The organism is Leptolyngbya boryana PCC 6306 (assembly GCF_000353285.1).
Taxonomy (GTDB): domain Bacteria; phylum Cyanobacteriota; class Cyanobacteriia; order Leptolyngbyales; family Leptolyngbyaceae; genus Leptolyngbya; species Leptolyngbya boryana.
Window position 1 is genome coordinate 1133297 of the sequence record NZ_KB731324.1, and the last position, 17252, is coordinate 1150548.

Consider the following 17252-nt stretch of genomic DNA (forward strand, 5'->3'; position numbering starts at 1 on the left):
GCAGAAATTGAACTGATGCAAGCTCCAACCCAAACCCAAATGCTCAAGCATTTACGTCATGCAAATCGGATTGCTCAGCACGCGATCGAGCAAGGTCATCATCCGTTTGGAGCCATTCTCGTTGCACCGGATCAAGAGACAGTGCTGCTAGAACAAGGCAACCTTGATACCGTCAATCATGCTGAAACGACTTTAATTCGGATTGCTTATACCCAGTACGAGCCGGATTATCTCTGGAACTGTACACTTTACTCGACAGTTGAACCTTGTGTGATGTGTGCTGGAACACAATACTGGGCAAATATCGGGCGTTTGGTCTATGGAATTTCGGAACGGCGATTGTTAGAGCTAACCGGAAATCATAACCAGAATCCGACTTTAGAGATTCCATGTCGATATGTCTTTGAGCATGGACAGAAGCAGATTCAGGTTTGGGGTCCGATCGCTGAAGTCGAAGCTGAGATTGTTGCATTGCATGAAAGGTTCTGGACATAACATTAAATCGTCCCAATAAAGTACGGAAATCCTTACCTTTTGGCGAAGAATTGCAGACAGGCGATCGAGCGAAACTTTCTACAATAAAGAAAACGTTTCGAGATAAATCCGCAATGCCAGTAGACACAAACAACAAGCGCACTCAGCGCCCTCGGCAGTTCGGAGGCGGGTTGCTGATTGTATTTACCTTACTCATATTGCTGAATTTTGTCGCTCCCAGCTTTGGATCGCAGACGCAGCAGATTGCTTATAGTGATTTCGTTTCACAAGTGAAATCAGGAAATGTCGAACGAGCGATCGTCGGCAATGACAAAATTGAATTTACGCTGAAATCGAACGAACCCTTACCAGAAGGCACTCGTCCGCGCGTATTTGAAACTACTCCAGTCGCGATCGACTTAGATTTACCAAAAATTTTACGGGAGAACAATGTTGAATTCAGCGCACCTACTCCTAGCGCTTATGGCTGGATTGGAACCTTGTTAAGTTGGGTACTTCCGCCCCTGATTTTCTTTGGAATTTATAGCTTCTTGGTCAATCGCCAAGGGGGAGGAGCCGCAGCTTTAACAGTCGGTAAAAGTAAAGCACGCATCTACTCCGAAGGAACGACAGGCGTTAAGTTCAGCGATGTCGCAGGCGTAGATGAAGCAAAAGCTGAGCTGCAAGAAATCGTGGACTTTCTGAAAAATGCAGATAAGTATGCACGACTAGGGGCGAAGATTCCTAAAGGTGTGCTGCTGGTTGGACCTCCTGGAACCGGGAAAACAATGTTGGCAAAAGCGATCGCTGGCGAAGCGGGCGTACCATTCTTCTCGATTTCGGGGTCTGAATTCATTGAATTGTTTGTTGGGGTCGGGGCATCGCGAGTTCGAGACTTATTTGAACAAGCGAAACAGCAAGCGCCTTGTATTGTGTTCATTGATGAGCTAGACGCATTGGGTAAATCTCGCAGTGCTGGCAACATCATGGGCGGCAATGATGAGCGTGAACAGACGTTGAACCAATTGCTGACGGAGATGGATGGATTTGATGCCAACACAGGTGTGATTCTGCTAGCAGCAACGAACCGTCCAGAAGTTTTAGATCCAGCCTTACGTCGTCCGGGTCGCTTCGATCGTCAAGTCGTTGTCGATCGTCCTGACAAAATCGGACGTGAAGCAATTCTCAACGTTCATGCTCGTGCAGTGAAGCTTTCAGACGATGTTGATCTCGCAAAAATTGCAGTTCGGACGCCTGGTTTTGCTGGGGCAGATTTAGCAAACTTAGTGAATGAAGCTGCTTTACTTGCCGCTCGAAACAATCGGGATGCAGTTGTAATGGCAGACTTTAATGAAGCGATCGAACGAGTCATTGCCGGATTAGAAAAGCGCTCTAGAGTGCTTAACGAAACCGAGAAGAAGATTGTCGCTCACCATGAAGTCGGACATGCTTTAATCGGGGCATTGATGCCGGGTGCAGGTAAGGTTGAAAAAATCTCGATCGTTCCTCGCGGAGTCGGTGCTTTGGGCTACACCTTACAACTGCCTGAAGAAGATCGATTTTTAATGGCAGAAGACGAAATTCGAGGTCGGATTGCAACCTTACTAGGCGGGCGATCTGCTGAAGAAATTATCTTCAACAAAGTCTCGACTGGAGCCAGTGACGATATCCAAAAAGCAACTGATTTAGCAGAACGATCAATCACAATTTATGGCATGAGCGATCAGCTAGGCCCTGTTGCATTTGAAAAAATGCAGCAACAGTTTATGGAAGGCTACGGGCCTTCTCGCCGTCAAATCAGTGCCAAAGTGACCGAAGAAATTGATCAAGAAGTTAAAGCGATCGTCGATAACGCTCACCACATGGCGCTGGCAATTCTGCGAGAAAACCAAGCACTCCTTGAAGAACTTTCTCAGACTTTGCTGAATCAAGAGGTTCTAGAAGGAGACGCGCTGCGACAAGAGCTAAGCCGCGTTCAAATTCCTGCCGGACTTGAACACTGGCTACAAACAGGCAAGTTTGACTCAACGATGCTACAAACCGTTTAGCCAACTCCAGAAGGTCTCCGAATTCTCACAGAACTCGGAGACCTCAATTCTCAGCAATTTATCGCAAAGCCTTTAATCATCTGCAAATTGACGACGAAAATGTACCGTATAACTACTGAGATCTCGCTTCTATCTTTGGGGGGATTTCGTGTTAAGGGCAATACATTCTAGTGAATCTACAGATGAGAATTTAGGGCAGGACTGCGATTATTAGCACATAAGTCATTTCATTAGAGAGTATCAACTTTCACAGCTACCAGCCCAGTGGTGTCGCGCTACTGGGTTTTTTATTGCCTTTTTTTGATACTAAAAAACTCTAGCTGACTCAGAACTAGAGTTTTAAATGATGACCGAGCGTTTGGAATCAATCGTAACTGCGATCGATCGGTTCAATCTTAAACTGATACCGCATCTTCCAAGCTTTGTGGAGGATAAAAGAAATCGTATCGTGATTCAAATCTGCGACTGCAGAATGAACCTGAATTGCAGAAGGTAATGGAATTAGGCTGCGGAACGTAAAAGGATAGGCATTCCAATCCAGACTTGTATCGAGCAAATCAATTTCTTGTTCGCCTTGGATCAAAATCGTTTCCTGGCTCAATTGAATATTGAGACTTTCAGAGCGCAAGTTTGGAATCTTGATTGTGAGAAAAATTTCGTGCTGAGTTTCTCGAACTTCAATCTCTGGAGGAGTCGAAAACCCGAGATCGCACGTCCACAGCAAAGAATTAGTACGGTCTTGTCTCTGTTCCTCAAGCCGAGCATCGAATGACGCTTGTTCTGGATTTAAGAACTCTGGCGCATTGAAGCGGGGCTGCGAATGGGTAAAAGTCATAGTGAGAGCCTTCTGCGTCAAACGATACGGGTGTGCTGGAATAATGTCGAGAAAAGAGCCTTCCTATTGCCAAGTTATGATGCGCGTTCATGGCTTTAGGGCAAGATGTCGCTAATTCGTTAATAGAAAGGCTCCTGAGTAAGGGTAGAAAACTATTGTTTCTAGACCCATACTGTATGGCGAAATAGTGAGGAAATAGTGAGGAACAACAGTTTGCTAGTTACAGATTGTTAAGATGGGTTGGGGACAGGGAACACAAGGGTACTATCTATCCCGCCAGAATATTCAACTCAAAGACAGCGCGCCGCTGCACCTTGATCAGCAGAAATGCTCTCTGACGGAACGCAACTCAAGACTTCATACTTTCCGACGACGAACGGGAGAGCGTTCTAGTCGATTCAGGACTCGTGCAATCAGTTCTGCATCGACGATCGGCTTACTTACATAGTCATCTGCTCCGACCGTAAAGACTTGGCGAACTGTTTCCGTATCGCGATGAGCCGAGAGAAATAGAATCGGAAGTCCACTCCAGCGCATATCATTCCGCACAACCTGAGCGAGTTCTAGCCCGCTGAAATTTGGCATTTCAATGTCAAGAATCAAGAGATCAGGCGCTGAATGCTCTAGAACTGCCCAAAACGATCGCGGATCAGATAAAGCTGTGACTCGCACGCCCCAAGGTTCGAGCAGCGTTCTCACGATCGAGCAAATTTGCGGGTCGTCATCGACAATCAACACTTGATAATCGGAATGCTGCTGCACTTCTAGAACTTGCATCATGGCTTGAAATAATTGCTCTGGGGCAACGGGTTTCTGTAAAAAAGCTCGTCCACCGAGGCGCGCAACCGCAACACGATCGCTCAATTGATCCCGGCTGGTCATAATCAGCACTGGAATGCTTGAAAATTCAGCATTGAGATCCTCAAGCAATTTAAATCCATCTTCATCCGGCAACATCAAATCGAGAAGAATCAGTTGAGGTGGATTGTGCGCCAGCATCATTCTCGCGGTTGCAGAATCTGAAGCGCTCTCTACTTGAATTCCATTCGCCGATAGCACCACCTGCATCTGTGCAGTCAGAGTCATATCATCATCAATCAGTAAAACTCTTGTCCCAGACGGAAACTGCTGAGCTGGTTGCTCAGAAAGTTTGCGGCTCTCGGGTTTATGTTTGAGTACCGCTTTCAATGCTTCAATTCGTTCAGAGATCAAATTGTGATCAAGGGGTTCTGACCGAAAGCCTTGTTCAAGTTGCCGTGCGATCGTTGATCCTTCTGCAAACCCAAACGTCCCTAAAGAACCCACGAGTTGATGTGCGAACATTCTCGCTTGTTTTTGCACTTCAGACGAGGGATGGGTCAATGCTTGTTCAAACACCGCAAAATACTCTTGGAGCTTAGGCTGAAACTGCTGCCAAATTTGAGCGATCGCATCAAAGACTTCTGTTTCTCGAGTCGGAGCAGGCTTGAGCCGATAGCCCAGTCCGTACAAGGATTCAATCACTTCCGATTGAATGCCCACTGCTTTCAGTTTTTGCCGCAACCCTTTAATTTGTGTATTGACAGCCTGTTCACTAGGAAATTCACCCGGATTCCAAATGCGATCCAGTAATGCCGATCGACTAAAAACTTTACTAGGATTCCGTAAAAATAGCTCGAGTAATCGATACTCCTTCGGGGTAAGGTGCAGGATCTGAGTGTGATAAGTCACCTCCCCCGTACTGCAATTGAACCTCAAATTCTCCCAGGTCAAGACTTCTTCAACGGTTTCTTTACCGCGACGGAGCAATGTCCGAACTCTGACCAGTAGCTCATGGAGATCTATCGGCTGTGTGACAAAATCATCTGCTCCCGCCTCCAAGGCTGCAATGCGATCGGCGGTTACATCTGTTTCGCTCAAAATCATAATCGGCATCTGATGACCTTGAAGGCGGAGGTTTCGGCAAAACTCAAGCGCTTTATTCCACGACAAGTCCGATTCCGCATCCCACATGAGTCGCGTCGTATCCAAAATCACCAAATCATAGCCATAGGTTTCAAGTAATTGCAGCGCTGTCTGACTGTCTTCCGTCAAATTCACAGAATAGCGCTGTGCAATCAATAACTCACTCAACTGAGAAGCGAGGATTGAATCATGCTCAATCAGCAAAAACCGCATCGGCAACTACCTCAGCACCATGAGGAATCTAATCGTATCGTACTTTCCACTGAGGCTAAAGAATTGATCTCAGTTTATCCAATTTCTGTGAGTAAACTTAATTTTTTTCAATCACTCACTGTTTTCACACTTTTATTGTTTACGGTGCTGGAAAGCTCCTCCACATTTTCCGTTGCCAATGTAGCAAGTTCACTGTTATGAGTTCTAAACATATTTTGTTAATTGACGATGAAAAATACCTGAGTTTGGTCATTCAAACTTGTTTAGTAAAATTAGGGGGATGGAGTGTTTCGATCGCAGAGTCTGGACAAGACGGTTTACTCAAAGCTGAAACTGAATTACCCGATGCAATTTTGCTCGACATCATGATGGCTGACCTCGATGGATGGAAAGTTCTAGAGCATCTGAGAGCTAATCCAAAGACTGAGAAAATCCCTGTAATCTTGCTGACCGCAACATCAAATCCTGTTGTAAAAAGTGACTCTGAGCAATTGCAAGTGGCAGGTATTTTAGCGAAACCGTTCGAGCCGTTGCAGCTTGTTCCACAAATCGCAACGCTTCTAAACTGGGACTACAAACCTCGTCTCAACATCTCTCCGCCCTAAGAACTCTCCGTATTTTCCTGCGAGAATTCTAGAGATTTCCAGTCTCTAAAGTGCGATCGAATACAATAGTAGTGGCGTTTCTGAATGAAAATTATGCGCGGATCGTCTTCTCGATATTGGCTCGCCCGATTGCGCCCTTTGGCGCGTCCTGTTTTTTGGGCACCATCGATCGCGCTGATGCTCCTCGGTTTATTTGCCTGGGAGTTCTTCAGTCGCCAAGAATTCATCAGTTCTTTTGGGTCTGCTTCTTCAGATGGAGAGCTTTCTGCTGAAGATCAAGCGATTGGAGCCGATATTGATTCTCTCTCCCTGTTGATGAGTGACATTAGAGCGTTGCCAAAAACAGAATTGGTTCAAACCTCGATTCAGGCAACCCCGCAACAGCCCACACCGACCCAAGCCACAACCAATCGCCTTTTTGCTGCTCCCCCCTCTGCGACGCCAGAAAGTTCGCAACCAGCACCCGCAGAATCCCTCAATCGCCAAGGCGTATTTGGTGTGTTCAGAAGCGCGCTCTCCACTCAACTCGGTGTGAATTCTGCGATCGCAGCCGTTGATCCGACGACTCCTGCACCTTTACCGCCAAATCAGTTACAAGCTGCAATCTCCAAATTAGCTACAACGACATCGCCCCAGGTTGCACAAACTCTGATTGAAGGAACAGCACGTCTAGATACCCCGATTAATGCGGCTCCCCGATCGACAACAAATTCTTTCTCAGCCCTAGTCGAAGGATCTCAACCGATTCCAGCCGGAGTCCCACCTGTCGTGACGGCTCCTCTAGTGATCGCTCCGCCCGCTGCTCCCACCTATGCACCGATTCCCACCGTGACGGCAGCCCCGCTCCCTCAGCAACCTACTCCAGACTTGGGAACTGTTCCATCCAATCCAGAACTGAATCAACAACCCTTCACAGCACCCCGATCGATTCCTGGACGTGTTTTGGGAGGTGGCAATATCAATACATTTTCAAATCCCTGAGGAAGAAGTGGGGAGATGGGGAGCAAGAAAGTAATTGTTCATCTTCTCCCTATACTCCCCATCTCCCCATCAATCTAAAAATTCCGAATAATCGCATCCGCAAATTCAGAACATTTCAAAGGCGGATCCACTGGAGGTTCCATCAACCGTGCCAAATCGTAGGTCACTTCACGTTGCGCGATCGCTTTTGCCAATCCATTTTTAATCAGATCAGCCGCCTCTTGCCAGCCCATATACTCCAACATCATAACGCCGGATAAAATCACCGACCCAGGATTGACTCGATCGAGTCCTGCATGTTTCGGAGCCGTGCCATGCGTTGCCTCAAAAATTGCCGCCGAATCACCAATATTGGCACCCGGAGCCATTCCTAAGCCACCCGCGATCGCCGCTGCCGCATCGGAAATATAGTCGCCATTCAAATTCATCGTCGCCAAAATCGAATACTCATCGGGGCGAGTTTGAATTTGCTGGAAAATACTATCGGCGATGCGATCGTTGACCATGACTTTCTCTTTCCACTTGCCATTGCCATGCGTTTCCCAAATCGCATCGAGTACAGATTTCACTTCAGCACAGATCTTTTCCTGCTTATCCGGTGGCATCGAGTCATAGCCTGGATCAATCTGACGGGCGTTTTCTTCGATCGAGATATCCGCTTTCTTCTCTTTATTACTGAGAATCCAAGACTCTCGCTCGGTCACACAGTCAGAGCGGAATTCTGTCGTCGCTAACTCATAGCCCCAATCTCGAAATGCCCCTTCGGTGTACTTCATAATGTTGCCCTTATGAACTAAGGTCACCGTTTGCTTGTTTTTAGGCAACCGTAACGCATGTTGAATCGCACGACGAACGAGACGCTGCGATCCTTTTTTGCTAATAGGTTTGATACCAATTCCAGAATCGAGGGGCAACTGCTTTTTCCCATGCTCAGGCGTACTCGGAATCAGATCTTCATTGAGATATTTGATTAAACGATCGGCAATTTCACTGCCTTGTTTCCATTCAATTCCCAAATAAATATCCTCGGTGTTCTCCCGATAGATAATCACGTCCAGCTTTTCGGGATAACGATGGGGTGAAGGCGTACCCGTATAGTATTTGCAAGGGCGAACACAAGCATAGAGATCGAAAATCTGACGCAGCGCAACGTTGAGCGATCGAATACCGCCGCCGATCGGGGTCGTTAACGGGCCCTTAATTGCTACCCCAAATTCGCGAATGGCTTCGAGTGAATCTTCTGGTAAATATTGATAGGTTCCGTACTGTTCACACGCTTCATCACCGACATAGATTTTGAACCAAGTGATCTTGCGTTTTCCACCATACGCAGCTTGAACTGCGGCATCAAAAACCTTCTGAGAAGCAGGCCACAAGTCAATTCCCGTCCCATCTCCTCGAATAAACGGAATAATTGGATTATCAGGAACGATCGGTTCTCCATTGGCAAATGTGATCTTTGAGCCAGTCGTCGGAGGGGTAATTTTTTCGTACATATGATCCCGCAATTCTCAAGTTAGGATAAGTTGGGCAACGGCTAGTAGGCTACCAAATTTCTTTGCAAATTTGGCGACTCAACATGAACAGAAGATAAACAGAGGAAATTAGGACATAAAGATAATTCTGAAACTCCAGAACTCTCGATCACTGGGATACCATGTTAAGGGGAAATTTTTGGTTAAAAAGTTGACCTTATTGAAGTGAGCCTTCCGGTTAGTCAAGTTCGCAAGTCTACATGTGAGAATATTGAACCCCCAGATTGCAATCTACCGTCTTGAGGTGCTGGAGACGCAGGTATGAAGAAGATTTTGATTGTGGATGATGATACGGCACTGAGAACGGCTCTGATTCGATATCTCGAAAAACGTAGCTATTCGGTTCGGCAGGCAGCATCCGGTTTAGAAGGCTTGGCTCAATTTGAAGAAGACCAACCCGATTTAGTCGTTTCCGATGTGATCATGCCAGAAATGGATGGTCTGGAATTTTGCCGTCGATTACGATCGCTGAGAACGGGTCAATTAGTCCCCTTTATTTTTCTATCGAGTCGGAGCGAAGTCGAAGATCGCGTCCAAGGACACTTAATCGGGGCAGACGATTATTTGATTAAGCCGTTCGAGCCACGAGAACTGCTCGCCAAAATCGAAGCCCAATTAGAGCGATCGCGCCGGATGCATTCTGAGATAGTGCGCTTAATGCAGCAATCTGGAGCCGTCGTCGAGCCTGCTGCACCTGCACTGACTCCACTTCCCCTGACCCCTGCCGAAGAAAAAGTGTTTTGGGAAGTGATCCAAGGACATACCAACAAGCAAATTGGCGACCATCTTTTCGTCAGTCCCCGGACGGTGCAAACCCATCTCAGCAATATTTTGAGCAAATTGCACCTCGAAAATCGATCGCAGCTCGTTCGTTATGCCTTTGAGAAAGGCTATCGTCCGCCCACTCCTGAAACGGTTCTACCCGACGAGAGTGCGTAATTTTTCTCAAAAAACTGCTGATCAACGGGTTGAAGCACTACACCCTGGGACTTATTCTAGATAAGGGGACACTCCCTAATCTCCCTAATCTCCACCCGTTTACATGACTAATTTAGAAACTTCTTCAGCTCTCGATCTTCCCAATAGCCTCGCGGCGCTCCAGTTAAAGCTGCGATCCGACTCTGAAAAAAATCAGTTGAACGCGATCGATGCCCTCAACGCGCTTGGCGAAGATGGATTGCCCGTACTGATGGAATTTCTACTCGAACGTCGCGACACGCCCGGCAGAACCGAAGCTAAAGTTTACCAGACCCTTTTTAACACCCAAGCAACCAAAGTCCTAGACTTTCTTCAGCAACACTTTCCCACAGGAATCGTACCGCTCAAATCCGAGCGCAACATCGACTACACCGAACTCCAAAAGCTACTGGTCGAGCAAAAATTCCAAGCCGCCGACAAACTGACGATCGAAAAACTCTGTGAACTTGCTGGAGAATCTGCCGTTCTCCGCAAATGGCTCTACTTTACTGAAGTCGAGAATTTTCCGATTTCCGATTTGCAAACGATTGATGCGCTCTGGCTTGCCCATTCCGATTATCAGTACGGTTTTTCAGTTCAGCGACAAATTTGGCTCAGCGTTGGGAAAAAATGGGACAAGCTTTGGGATAAGATTGGTTGGAAATCCGGGTATAACTGGACTCGCTATCCAGACGGATTTACATGGAGTTTAGCTGCTCCTAAGGGTCATCTACCGCTCTCGAATCAACTCCGGGGTGTGAGAGTCATCGCCGCTTTATTTGCCCATCCTGCTTGGACAAAGTAATTCTGTAATTTCTCACATCTTTCCTATCCGTAATATTCCAGGTTCCATCGGTACAGAACGCTTAAACTTCCGTGATCTCGCGTTGGAGAGAACGTTGATCCGATCGCAACTCAGGGCAATCTTGGTATAGTTGCAGACTGCTTGCCGGCTTTACCGCTGGATCAGTCTGAAAAGTTCTTTAAATCGAGGATAGGGGTTGGAATGGGAATCCCCGACAACAGGCTCTTTTGTCGATTAGATGGGTTAACGACTGCTGCCCGTGAGCAGCAGCGAATGTTGGTACTCACGGAACTCGGCTTACTCGACTCCGAAAGTGTACCGATCTTTGAAGAAACGACCCAAACGGCGGCTCACTCTCTAGATGCGCCGATCTGCCTAATCGGGTTAATGGATCAGTCACGCCAGTGGTTCAAATCTGCTCAGGGTTTGTCACGCTTAGGTTTGATGAATGATCTCGCGATGACGCGCCAATTGCCTCGCGAAGAAGCTTTTTGCGTCCATGTCGTTGACAGTCAGCAAGTGCTTGCGATCGATGACACCTTAGAGCATCCTGTATTCGCAAATTCCTTACTGTGTCAACAGTACGGTATCCGTGCGTATCTCGGTGCGCCTTTAATCACAGTGAGCGGTGACTGTATTGGCACCCTGTGCATCATGGATTCTCGACCCCGTAATTTCACGGAGAGAGATGCAGAATTTTTGATGCTAGCTGCCCGCCTAAGCATGAGCGAGTATGAGCGCTTACATTTGATCAAATCGCAAGCGATCGGCACACCGATGCCAGTCGTTCACTCCCAACCGGTATCTGCGAATCCGGTCAAATTTGAACTCCTGGCGCAACTTACCCAAGAACTCCGGACACCTTTAACGTCTGTGATGGGAATGGCAAGTGTGTTAAATCGTGAGATTTATGGCCCACTCACAAGCAAACAGAAAGAATATCTCGACATCATTCATCACAGTGGACAGTATTTGCTGTCGCTGGTGAAAGAGATTTTAGAGCTTTCACAGCTTGATGACAGCAGCCGAGCGCTAAACCTGGCTTCAATTGATATTGAGATGCTCTGCCAGCAGGCGATTAGCACATTAGAGCAAGCTGCCAGCCGTCGAGAACAGCAAATTCGTCTCTCCGTTGAACCAGGCAATCGCATCTGGCTTCTCGACAAAGAGAAGATCCGCCAGATGCTTTATCACCTCATGTTTAGCGTTATTCAAGCCTCGAACGCAGGCAGTATTGTCCGGCTCCATGTGTCTCACAAGAGCAGTGGATTAAGGCTCAGCGTGTGGGCATCTCATCCTTGCTTAGGAGATGGGATTGGATACAACGAAATGTTGACTCCGCAGACGAGTCCGATCTCAACGTTCGAGTACGAGCATTCCACGAATGGAAATCGCACCGGACTCATCCCTGTGGCAATGCCGATGAGTAGTGTCAGACTTGCTGACCTCGACGAAGTCGCAGAGATTCCTGATGCTGATGCAGTTCGCAAGAATCTCGGCTTGCTGCTCAGTCGCCAACTGGCTGAAATGCACGGTGGACAGATCTTAATTCAAGGCGTTGCTGAGCCTGGATATCGCTATGTGATTACCTTACCTCGGCTCACCCAGTAGTCTTGCCAAAGTGCCAATATCGCGGATAATAGCCCTAGCCTAAATTTGCTAGGGCTATTTTGCTTGAAAGCATGGAAAATCCGCTTATGAATTCGGTTTGGCAACAAGTAACCTTGGCGACACTCCCGCTTCAGCAGTGGCGGCAGGTCAGTTACGTCTATCGCATTGTGGGATCGTTGCAAAATTGGCGCAACGGGTCTTGGCTGATGCAGCATGGCGATGCGATCGCTGCTCTTTTGATCAGCCTTGTGTTTGCGCTCTCACCCTTCGTTGCCACGAATTTAATCGGGGTATTGCTGAGCGCTTGTATTTTGTTTTGGATTCTGCTTACGGTTTCAGATACGGATAAACGGGCAGGGCTGACTCCGATTCACTTGCTGGTGATGCTATTTTGGAGCATTTCAGCCACTGCAGCCGCGCTTTCTCCACTGAAGCGAGCGGCATTCACAGGATTTGGAAAATTGTCGCTGTATTTGATGTTCTTTATCTTGGCAGCGCGAGTGTTTCGATCGCCCAAATTGCGATCGTTCTGCATCACGATTTTTCTGCATGTTGCTCTCGTGGTCAGTGGTTACGGCATTCATCAGGCAATTTATGGGGCAGATTCTCTGGCGACCTGGGTTGATCCCGAATCTCCTCTGGCACAATCTACTCGGGTCTATAGCTTCCTCGGCAATCCAAATTTACTGGCGGGCTATTTGATGCCTGCAATTTGGCTCTCGTTTAGCGCCATTTTTATGTGGAAGCATCGAGTCCCGAAAATTTTAGCGATCGTCATGTTCGGAATCAACACCGCTTGTCTGCTCCTGACGCAGAGCCGAGGCTCGTGGGTTGGGTTGATGGTGTCGGCTTTGGTCATGCTGGTCCTGCTCCGGTATTGGTGGAGTCCAATCCTGCCGCAATTCTGGCGAAAGTGGGGCTTAATTCTGGCGTTTGGGGGGCTAGCAGGTGCTTTAGTGCTCGGGTATCTGTTTGTCACACCGTTCCGTTATCGGATCGCGAGTATGTTTGTCGGAAGCAGAGATAGCAGTAATGCGTTTCGGCTCAATGTCTGGAGAGCGGTGATCATGATGATTCGCGATCGCCCGATTTTAGGATTTGGTCCAGGAGATTTAGTCTTTAAGCAAATCTATCCACTTTATTCGCAGGCGCGATTTAGCGGATTGAGCGCTTATTCTGTATTGCTGGAGATTACGGTTGAATCTGGCTTGATTGGATTGACGGCATTTCTGTGGCTGTTGACCACGATTTTCTCGCAAGGCTATTACCAACTGCGTCGGGTGCGGGATTTGGGAGATCGTGAAGGATTTTGGCTGATGGGCGCGATCGCCACCGTGGTCGGGATGTTCGTTCATGGCTCGGTCGATACCGTTTTGTATCGCCCCGAAGTCAGCGTCCTGTGGTGGATGAGTATTGCCTTGATTGCAAGTTTCTATGTCCCCCAAGCTGCGACTTCTCAAAGTTCTCAAACTCCCGAGTGGGTGGAAGAACGATAAAAAAAGAGGGGCAATGCCCCTCTTTCCACTGAGTAACGTAACTATTCAGTAATTTAGTGATGCATTTCTGGCTCAAAGCTCGGTGCATAGGCTTGTAATAACGTACTGACTTGGTTCAGAATTTCATCTTTAGAACTCTTGCCAATCACTTGCCGTTCTGGGAAGAAGTCTGGCTTGTCAAGGTTTTTCGCGATTGCTTCTCCTACTCGCTGAGAAATTACGCCTTGTAATCCTTCTTTCGCATGCTGTCGTTGATAATTTGCCCCTTCTTCGGTTGTAGCGTAAAGCGGGGGAAGTCGGTTCAACGCATATGCTGCGATATCGCCCAAATCTAAGGTGCGATCGCTGGTTGCTTCGATTTCTGCTACCCGCGCAATTGCCTCGGTCAAAACCAGTTCTTCCATCACGTTGATGAATTGCTTGCGAGGAACGGCAACGACTTCCCCGGTTAGCAATGCGCCCATCAAGCGATCAAGTGCCATGTATTCTTCGATCGACAATTCTGAGGCAGTATCGCAGATGCGCCCGACTTCAGCTTCCATTGCCGGTGTTAAATAGCCATCTTGAAGGGCTTGATCAACGATCTTTTCAATGCTCATATCGCCTCTTTCAACTCCATCGCAGCAGATTGTTTATAGATAACCCCGCACTCATTTTGCCCTAGTTTCGGTGTCGAAGAACACTTTGATTAAACCTTCATCAAGGGAATGCTGAAGTTGGGTTTTTCAGACGGTATGCTTTGTACATTAATAGGACAGCACGCTTTGCTTGAGCACTAACCGCGTCAATGTTGTAACACACGGAGTCTGTTTTATGGCATTTAACTAGAGGAAATCCAGGAAGTTATCCGTGAAAATACAAGATTTTTCGAGTTGACGGCAAGGGTGAACGTAGGTACTCAAAGCTAGTAAATTGGAACATACCACGCGGTAAAGGGCGTTGAGAGATGAAGATTTTGGTGCTGACTTGGGAATTTCCACCGCGTCTTGTGGGCGGGATCGCTCGCCATGTTGCAGAACTTTACCCGGAGTTGGTGAATTTGGGGCATGAGATTCATCTGATCACGGTTGAGTTTGGGCAGGCTCCGCATTTTGAAGTCGTCGATGGGGTGCAGGTTCATCGGGTTGCCGTTGCGAAACATGATGACTTCTTTCAGTGGGTCGGGGCGATGAATGAAAGCATGGGTCAGCATGGGGGTAAGTTGATGCTAGAGGAAGGGGGATTTGATGTAATTCATGCGCATGATTGGCTCGTTAGCGATGCCGCGATCGCGCTGAAACATCATTTCAAGACCCCGATGGTTGCCACGATTCATGCGACGGAACATGGACGGCATAGCGGAATTTTTAATGCGGTTCAGCAGCATGTGCACGACAAAGAGAAAGTATTGACTCATGAAGCTTGGCGAGTCATTGTCTGTACAAATTTTATGCGGCGAGAAGTTGAACAAACCCTGAATACGCCGTGGGACAAGATTGATGTGGTTTATAACGGCATTCGGCGCGAAAAGAAGAAGCTTGATCCGGAGTTTGATTATTGGCAGTTTCGGCGGCGATTTGCCTTAGATGACGAAAAGATTGTCTATTACGTAGGCAGGATGACGCATGAGAAGGGAGTTGCAGGTTTAATTGCTGCGGCTCCCAAAATTTTGCATGAGATGAATCAGCGGGTGAAGTTGATTTTCATCGGGGGCGGACATACAGAGCATTTGAAGCAGCAGGCAAAAGCGCTCGGCATTTGGGATCGCTGTTATTTTGCGGGATTTATGCCCGATCAGGATTTGGATCGATTTCAGACGATCGCAGATTGCGCGGTGTTTCCTAGTTTGTATGAACCATTTGGAATTGTGGCGTTAGAGAGTTTTGCCGCACGGGTTCCGGTTGTAGTCTCGGATGCGGGTGGATTTCCCGAAGTGGTTCGACATGGGCGGACGGGAATTGTGACTTGGGTGAATAATCCCGAATCGATCGCGTGGGGGATTTTGGAAATATTGAGACGACCAGAGTTTGCGAGATCGCTGGTGAATAATGCGTATGAGGATTTAGCGCGGCGATTTGATTGGGCGAAGCTCGCGCAACAGACTGAGGCTGTGTTTGGCCGAGTTTTACATGAACGCAAGCAAGTCGATTGGTAAAAAAATACGATCGCTAAATTCAATTTAGCGATCGTGCCCATTGGATAACAGTCTCTATGTACAAGTTGAGCAAAACCAAAACCCGATTTGGGAAAATGCGATAAAACGGCACCTTACAGTTGATTTAATTCGCTTAAGGTGTTGCGATAACCTTCTGCATCCCCTTTCTGAAGATATAAATCAGATGCACGTTGTAAATCAGCGATTGCACTCTGCAAATCGCCTAGCCCACCCATTAAAATCGCACGTTGGTAAAACGCATTAGCTCGGCTCGAATCAAGCCGAATCGCTTGGGTAAAATCATCGATCGCGCCTTGTAAATCGCCCGATTCTATACGTGCCATGCCCCGTTCTTCGTAAAGAGCAGGATTATTGCTATCAGCGCTAATGGCTGCTGTGAGATCTTGAGTTGCGCCAGCACGATCGCCAAGTTGCGATCGCACGACTGCTCTTTGAGATAATGCACCTGCAAAGCTTGGCTGCATTTGCACGGCTTGAGAATAATCGGCGATCGCGCCTTGTTTATCGCCTGCCGTTGCTCGGAGATCGCCCCGGCTCTTGATGGCTTCTGCGAAATTTGGATCGAGTTTGAGGGCTTGATTATAATCAGCCGCCGCTCCTTCAATATTCTCTAAAGCAGCGCGGATTTTACCCCGTTGATGAAATACGCTTGCGCGATCGGGAGTCAGCTTTGCCATTTGCGTCAGGTCGGCTTCTGCGGCTTCGAGATAGCCTAGTTTTGCATTGACTTGCGCGCGATTATAAAACGCTTCTGCCGCAGTCGGTTTAATCCGAATCGCTTGGGAGAAATCGGCGATCGCAGCCTCTGATTCACCAATTTCGTAGTTGATCGCGCCGCGTGCAATCAATGCTTCTGCTGAATTAGGCTGAATTTTAATCGCTTCATTTAGATCATTCAAGGCGGATTGACGATCGCCTTTTTGCAATTTTGCAAACCCACGGTTCACGAGCGCCGGGACAAATTTGGGTTCAGCCCGTAACGCCTGATCGAAATCTGCGATCGCCGAATCCCAGTTTTGAGTTTGAGTCCGGATGTAACCGCGATTCACATAAGCAGCAGCTAGATTTGGGTTCAACGTAATCGCCTGATCCAAATCATTCAAAGCGGCTGCGGTATCTCCGAGGCTAAATCGAGCACTGCCACGATGCGCATAAATCATCGCATCTGTGGGATTGAGCGTGGCAGCTTGATCGAAATCTTGCAACGCCCCAAGATGATCCCCTAGCTTCGATCTCACAGCCCCCCGACTGACATAGGGACTGCCCCAAGTCGGATTCATTTGAATCGCTTGATTGAATGACTCTAATGCCTCGCGGTATTTGGCATCGCGGGCACGACCTTCCCCTTGGCTAAAGAAATTTTGCGCGTCCTGAAGCTGTTTTGCCACTTCAGGGGAGGGCTTCGGCGCATCGGGCTTTGTGTCCTGCGCAAAAGCCGGACAAGCCACTAACCCGAATGCGGCAATTGCAGCAGTCACATGAAATGAAGGACGACGAATGAAACGCATAAGCTTGAACCCTGGTTCTCGCGGAGTAAGGTCTTTAGACTTATGATTCCCTCGAACCAGGGTTCAAATTACATTCAAATTGCCA

14 protein-coding genes are annotated in these 17252 nt (G+C 47.8%); 9 read left to right on the top strand and 5 right to left on the bottom strand.

The genetic code is table 11. The features are described 5' to 3' along the window. Positions 1 to 15 precede the first annotated feature (15 nt). Together LEPBO_RS0105295 and ftsH are read left to right on the top strand one after the other, a co-directional pair. Positions 16 to 495 (top strand): nucleoside deaminase, encoded by a 480-nt coding sequence (locus LEPBO_RS0105295; RefSeq protein WP_017286498.1) that lies wholly within the window; start codon positions 16 to 18, stop codon positions 493 to 495. A gap of 113 nt (positions 496 to 608) precedes the next feature. Next, positions 609 to 2522, top strand: a complete 1914-nt coding sequence (ftsH, locus tag LEPBO_RS0105300) for an ATP-dependent zinc metalloprotease FtsH (protein WP_017286499.1) — start codon at positions 609 to 611, stop codon at positions 2520 to 2522. 364 nt (positions 2523 to 2886) lie between these two features. On the opposite strand, the gene LEPBO_RS0105305 is transcribed toward ftsH, so the two are convergent. Together LEPBO_RS0105305 and LEPBO_RS0105310 are read right to left on the bottom strand one after the other, a co-directional pair. Next, entirely contained in the window at positions 2887 to 3357 is a 471-nt protein-coding gene (locus LEPBO_RS0105305; protein ID WP_017286500.1) for an Hsp20/alpha crystallin family protein, read from the bottom strand. A 357-nt stretch (positions 3358 to 3714) separates the two neighbouring features. Then, positions 3715 to 5514 carry a response regulator gene (locus LEPBO_RS0105310; protein ID WP_017286501.1) on the bottom strand — a complete coding sequence of 600 codons (1800 nt, stop codon included), beginning with the start codon at positions 5512 to 5514 and terminating at the stop codon, positions 3715 to 3717. Positions 5515 to 5711: 197 nt separating this feature from the next. On the opposite strand from LEPBO_RS0105310, the gene LEPBO_RS0105315 reads away from it, so the two are divergent. After that, positions 5712 to 6119, top strand: a complete 408-nt coding sequence (locus LEPBO_RS0105315; RefSeq protein ID WP_017286502.1) for a response regulator — start codon at positions 5712 to 5714, stop codon at positions 6117 to 6119. Between the two features lie 93 nt (positions 6120 to 6212). Then, entirely contained in the window at positions 6213 to 7100 is an 888-nt protein-coding gene (locus LEPBO_RS0105320) for a hypothetical protein (RefSeq protein ID WP_026148435.1), read from the top strand. A gap of 74 nt (positions 7101 to 7174) precedes the next feature. On the opposite strand, the gene LEPBO_RS0105325 is transcribed toward LEPBO_RS0105320, so the two are convergent. Then, positions 7175 to 8596: an NADP-dependent isocitrate dehydrogenase gene (locus LEPBO_RS0105325; protein WP_017286504.1), complete on the bottom strand. Its 1422-nt coding sequence runs from the start codon at positions 8594 to 8596 to the stop codon at positions 7175 to 7177. 300 nt (positions 8597 to 8896) lie between these two features. On the opposite strand from LEPBO_RS0105325, the gene LEPBO_RS0105330 reads away from it, so the two are divergent. The 4 genes from LEPBO_RS0105330 (at position 8897) to LEPBO_RS0105345 (ending at position 13504) form a co-directional block, all read left to right on the top strand. Further along, on the top strand, positions 8897 to 9574 hold the full coding sequence (locus tag LEPBO_RS0105330) for a response regulator transcription factor (RefSeq protein ID WP_017286505.1): 678 nt from the start codon (positions 8897 to 8899) through the stop codon (positions 9572 to 9574). 103 nt (positions 9575 to 9677) lie between these two features. Beyond that, complete coding sequence (locus LEPBO_RS0105335) at positions 9678 to 10397, top strand: GUN4 domain-containing protein (protein ID WP_017286506.1); 720 nt, start codon at positions 9678 to 9680, stop codon at positions 10395 to 10397. A gap of 201 nt (positions 10398 to 10598) precedes the next feature. After that, positions 10599 to 12008 carry a GAF domain-containing sensor histidine kinase gene (locus tag LEPBO_RS0105340; RefSeq protein ID WP_017286507.1) on the top strand — a complete coding sequence of 470 codons (1410 nt, stop codon included), beginning with the start codon at positions 10599 to 10601 and terminating at the stop codon, positions 12006 to 12008. A 71-nt stretch (positions 12009 to 12079) separates the two neighbouring features. Then, positions 12080 to 13504: an IctB family putative bicarbonate transporter gene (locus LEPBO_RS0105345; protein ID WP_017286508.1), complete on the top strand. Its 1425-nt coding sequence runs from the start codon at positions 12080 to 12082 to the stop codon at positions 13502 to 13504. A gap of 53 nt (positions 13505 to 13557) precedes the next feature. Here LEPBO_RS0105345 and LEPBO_RS0105350 read toward each other — a convergent pair whose 3' ends face one another. Then, complete coding sequence (locus tag LEPBO_RS0105350) at positions 13558 to 14103, bottom strand: late competence development ComFB family protein (RefSeq protein WP_017286509.1); 546 nt, start codon at positions 14101 to 14103, stop codon at positions 13558 to 13560. Positions 14104 to 14450: 347 nt separating this feature from the next. Here LEPBO_RS0105350 and LEPBO_RS0105355 point away from each other — a divergent pair, with 347 nt between their 5' ends. Next, positions 14451 to 15638 (top strand): glycosyltransferase family 4 protein, encoded by a 1188-nt coding sequence (locus LEPBO_RS0105355; RefSeq protein WP_017286510.1) that lies wholly within the window; start codon positions 14451 to 14453, stop codon positions 15636 to 15638. A 113-nt stretch (positions 15639 to 15751) separates the two neighbouring features. On the opposite strand, the gene LEPBO_RS36240 is transcribed toward LEPBO_RS0105355, so the two are convergent. Then, positions 15752 to 17167 carry a tetratricopeptide repeat protein gene (locus LEPBO_RS36240; RefSeq protein WP_017286511.1) on the bottom strand — a complete coding sequence of 472 codons (1416 nt, stop codon included), beginning with the start codon at positions 17165 to 17167 and terminating at the stop codon, positions 15752 to 15754. Positions 17168 to 17252 lie beyond the last annotated feature (85 nt).

Excerpts from the sequence above, each read along its gene's own strand:
- LEPBO_RS0105295 (WP_017286498.1), top strand. The coding sequence starts at position 16 with ATGCAAGCTCCAACCCAAACCCAAATGCTCAAGCATTTACGTCATGCA.
- ftsH (WP_017286499.1), top strand. The coding sequence starts at position 609 with ATGCCAGTAGACACAAACAACAAGCGCACTCAGCGCCCTCGGCAGTTC.
- LEPBO_RS0105305 (WP_017286500.1), bottom strand. The coding sequence starts at position 3,357 with ATGACTTTTACCCATTCGCAGCCCCGCTTCAATGCGCCAGAGTTCTTA.
- LEPBO_RS0105310 (WP_017286501.1), bottom strand. The coding sequence starts at position 5,514 with ATGCGGTTTTTGCTGATTGAGCATGATTCAATCCTCGCTTCTCAGTTG.
- LEPBO_RS0105315 (WP_017286502.1), top strand. The coding sequence starts at position 5,712 with ATGAGTTCTAAACATATTTTGTTAATTGACGATGAAAAATACCTGAGT.
- LEPBO_RS0105320 (WP_026148435.1), top strand. The coding sequence starts at position 6,213 with ATGCGCGGATCGTCTTCTCGATATTGGCTCGCCCGATTGCGCCCTTTG.
- LEPBO_RS0105325 (WP_017286504.1), bottom strand. The coding sequence starts at position 8,596 with ATGTACGAAAAAATTACCCCTCCGACGACTGGCTCAAAGATCACATTT.
- LEPBO_RS0105330 (WP_017286505.1), top strand. The coding sequence starts at position 8,897 with ATGAAGAAGATTTTGATTGTGGATGATGATACGGCACTGAGAACGGCT.
- LEPBO_RS0105335 (WP_017286506.1), top strand. The coding sequence starts at position 9,678 with ATGACTAATTTAGAAACTTCTTCAGCTCTCGATCTTCCCAATAGCCTC.
- LEPBO_RS0105340 (WP_017286507.1), top strand. The coding sequence starts at position 10,599 with ATGGGAATCCCCGACAACAGGCTCTTTTGTCGATTAGATGGGTTAACG.
- LEPBO_RS0105345 (WP_017286508.1), top strand. The coding sequence starts at position 12,080 with ATGGAAAATCCGCTTATGAATTCGGTTTGGCAACAAGTAACCTTGGCG.
- LEPBO_RS0105350 (WP_017286509.1), bottom strand. The coding sequence starts at position 14,103 with ATGAGCATTGAAAAGATCGTTGATCAAGCCCTTCAAGATGGCTATTTA.
- LEPBO_RS0105355 (WP_017286510.1), top strand. The coding sequence starts at position 14,451 with ATGAAGATTTTGGTGCTGACTTGGGAATTTCCACCGCGTCTTGTGGGC.
- LEPBO_RS36240 (WP_017286511.1), bottom strand. The coding sequence starts at position 17,167 with ATGCGTTTCATTCGTCGTCCTTCATTTCATGTGACTGCTGCAATTGCC.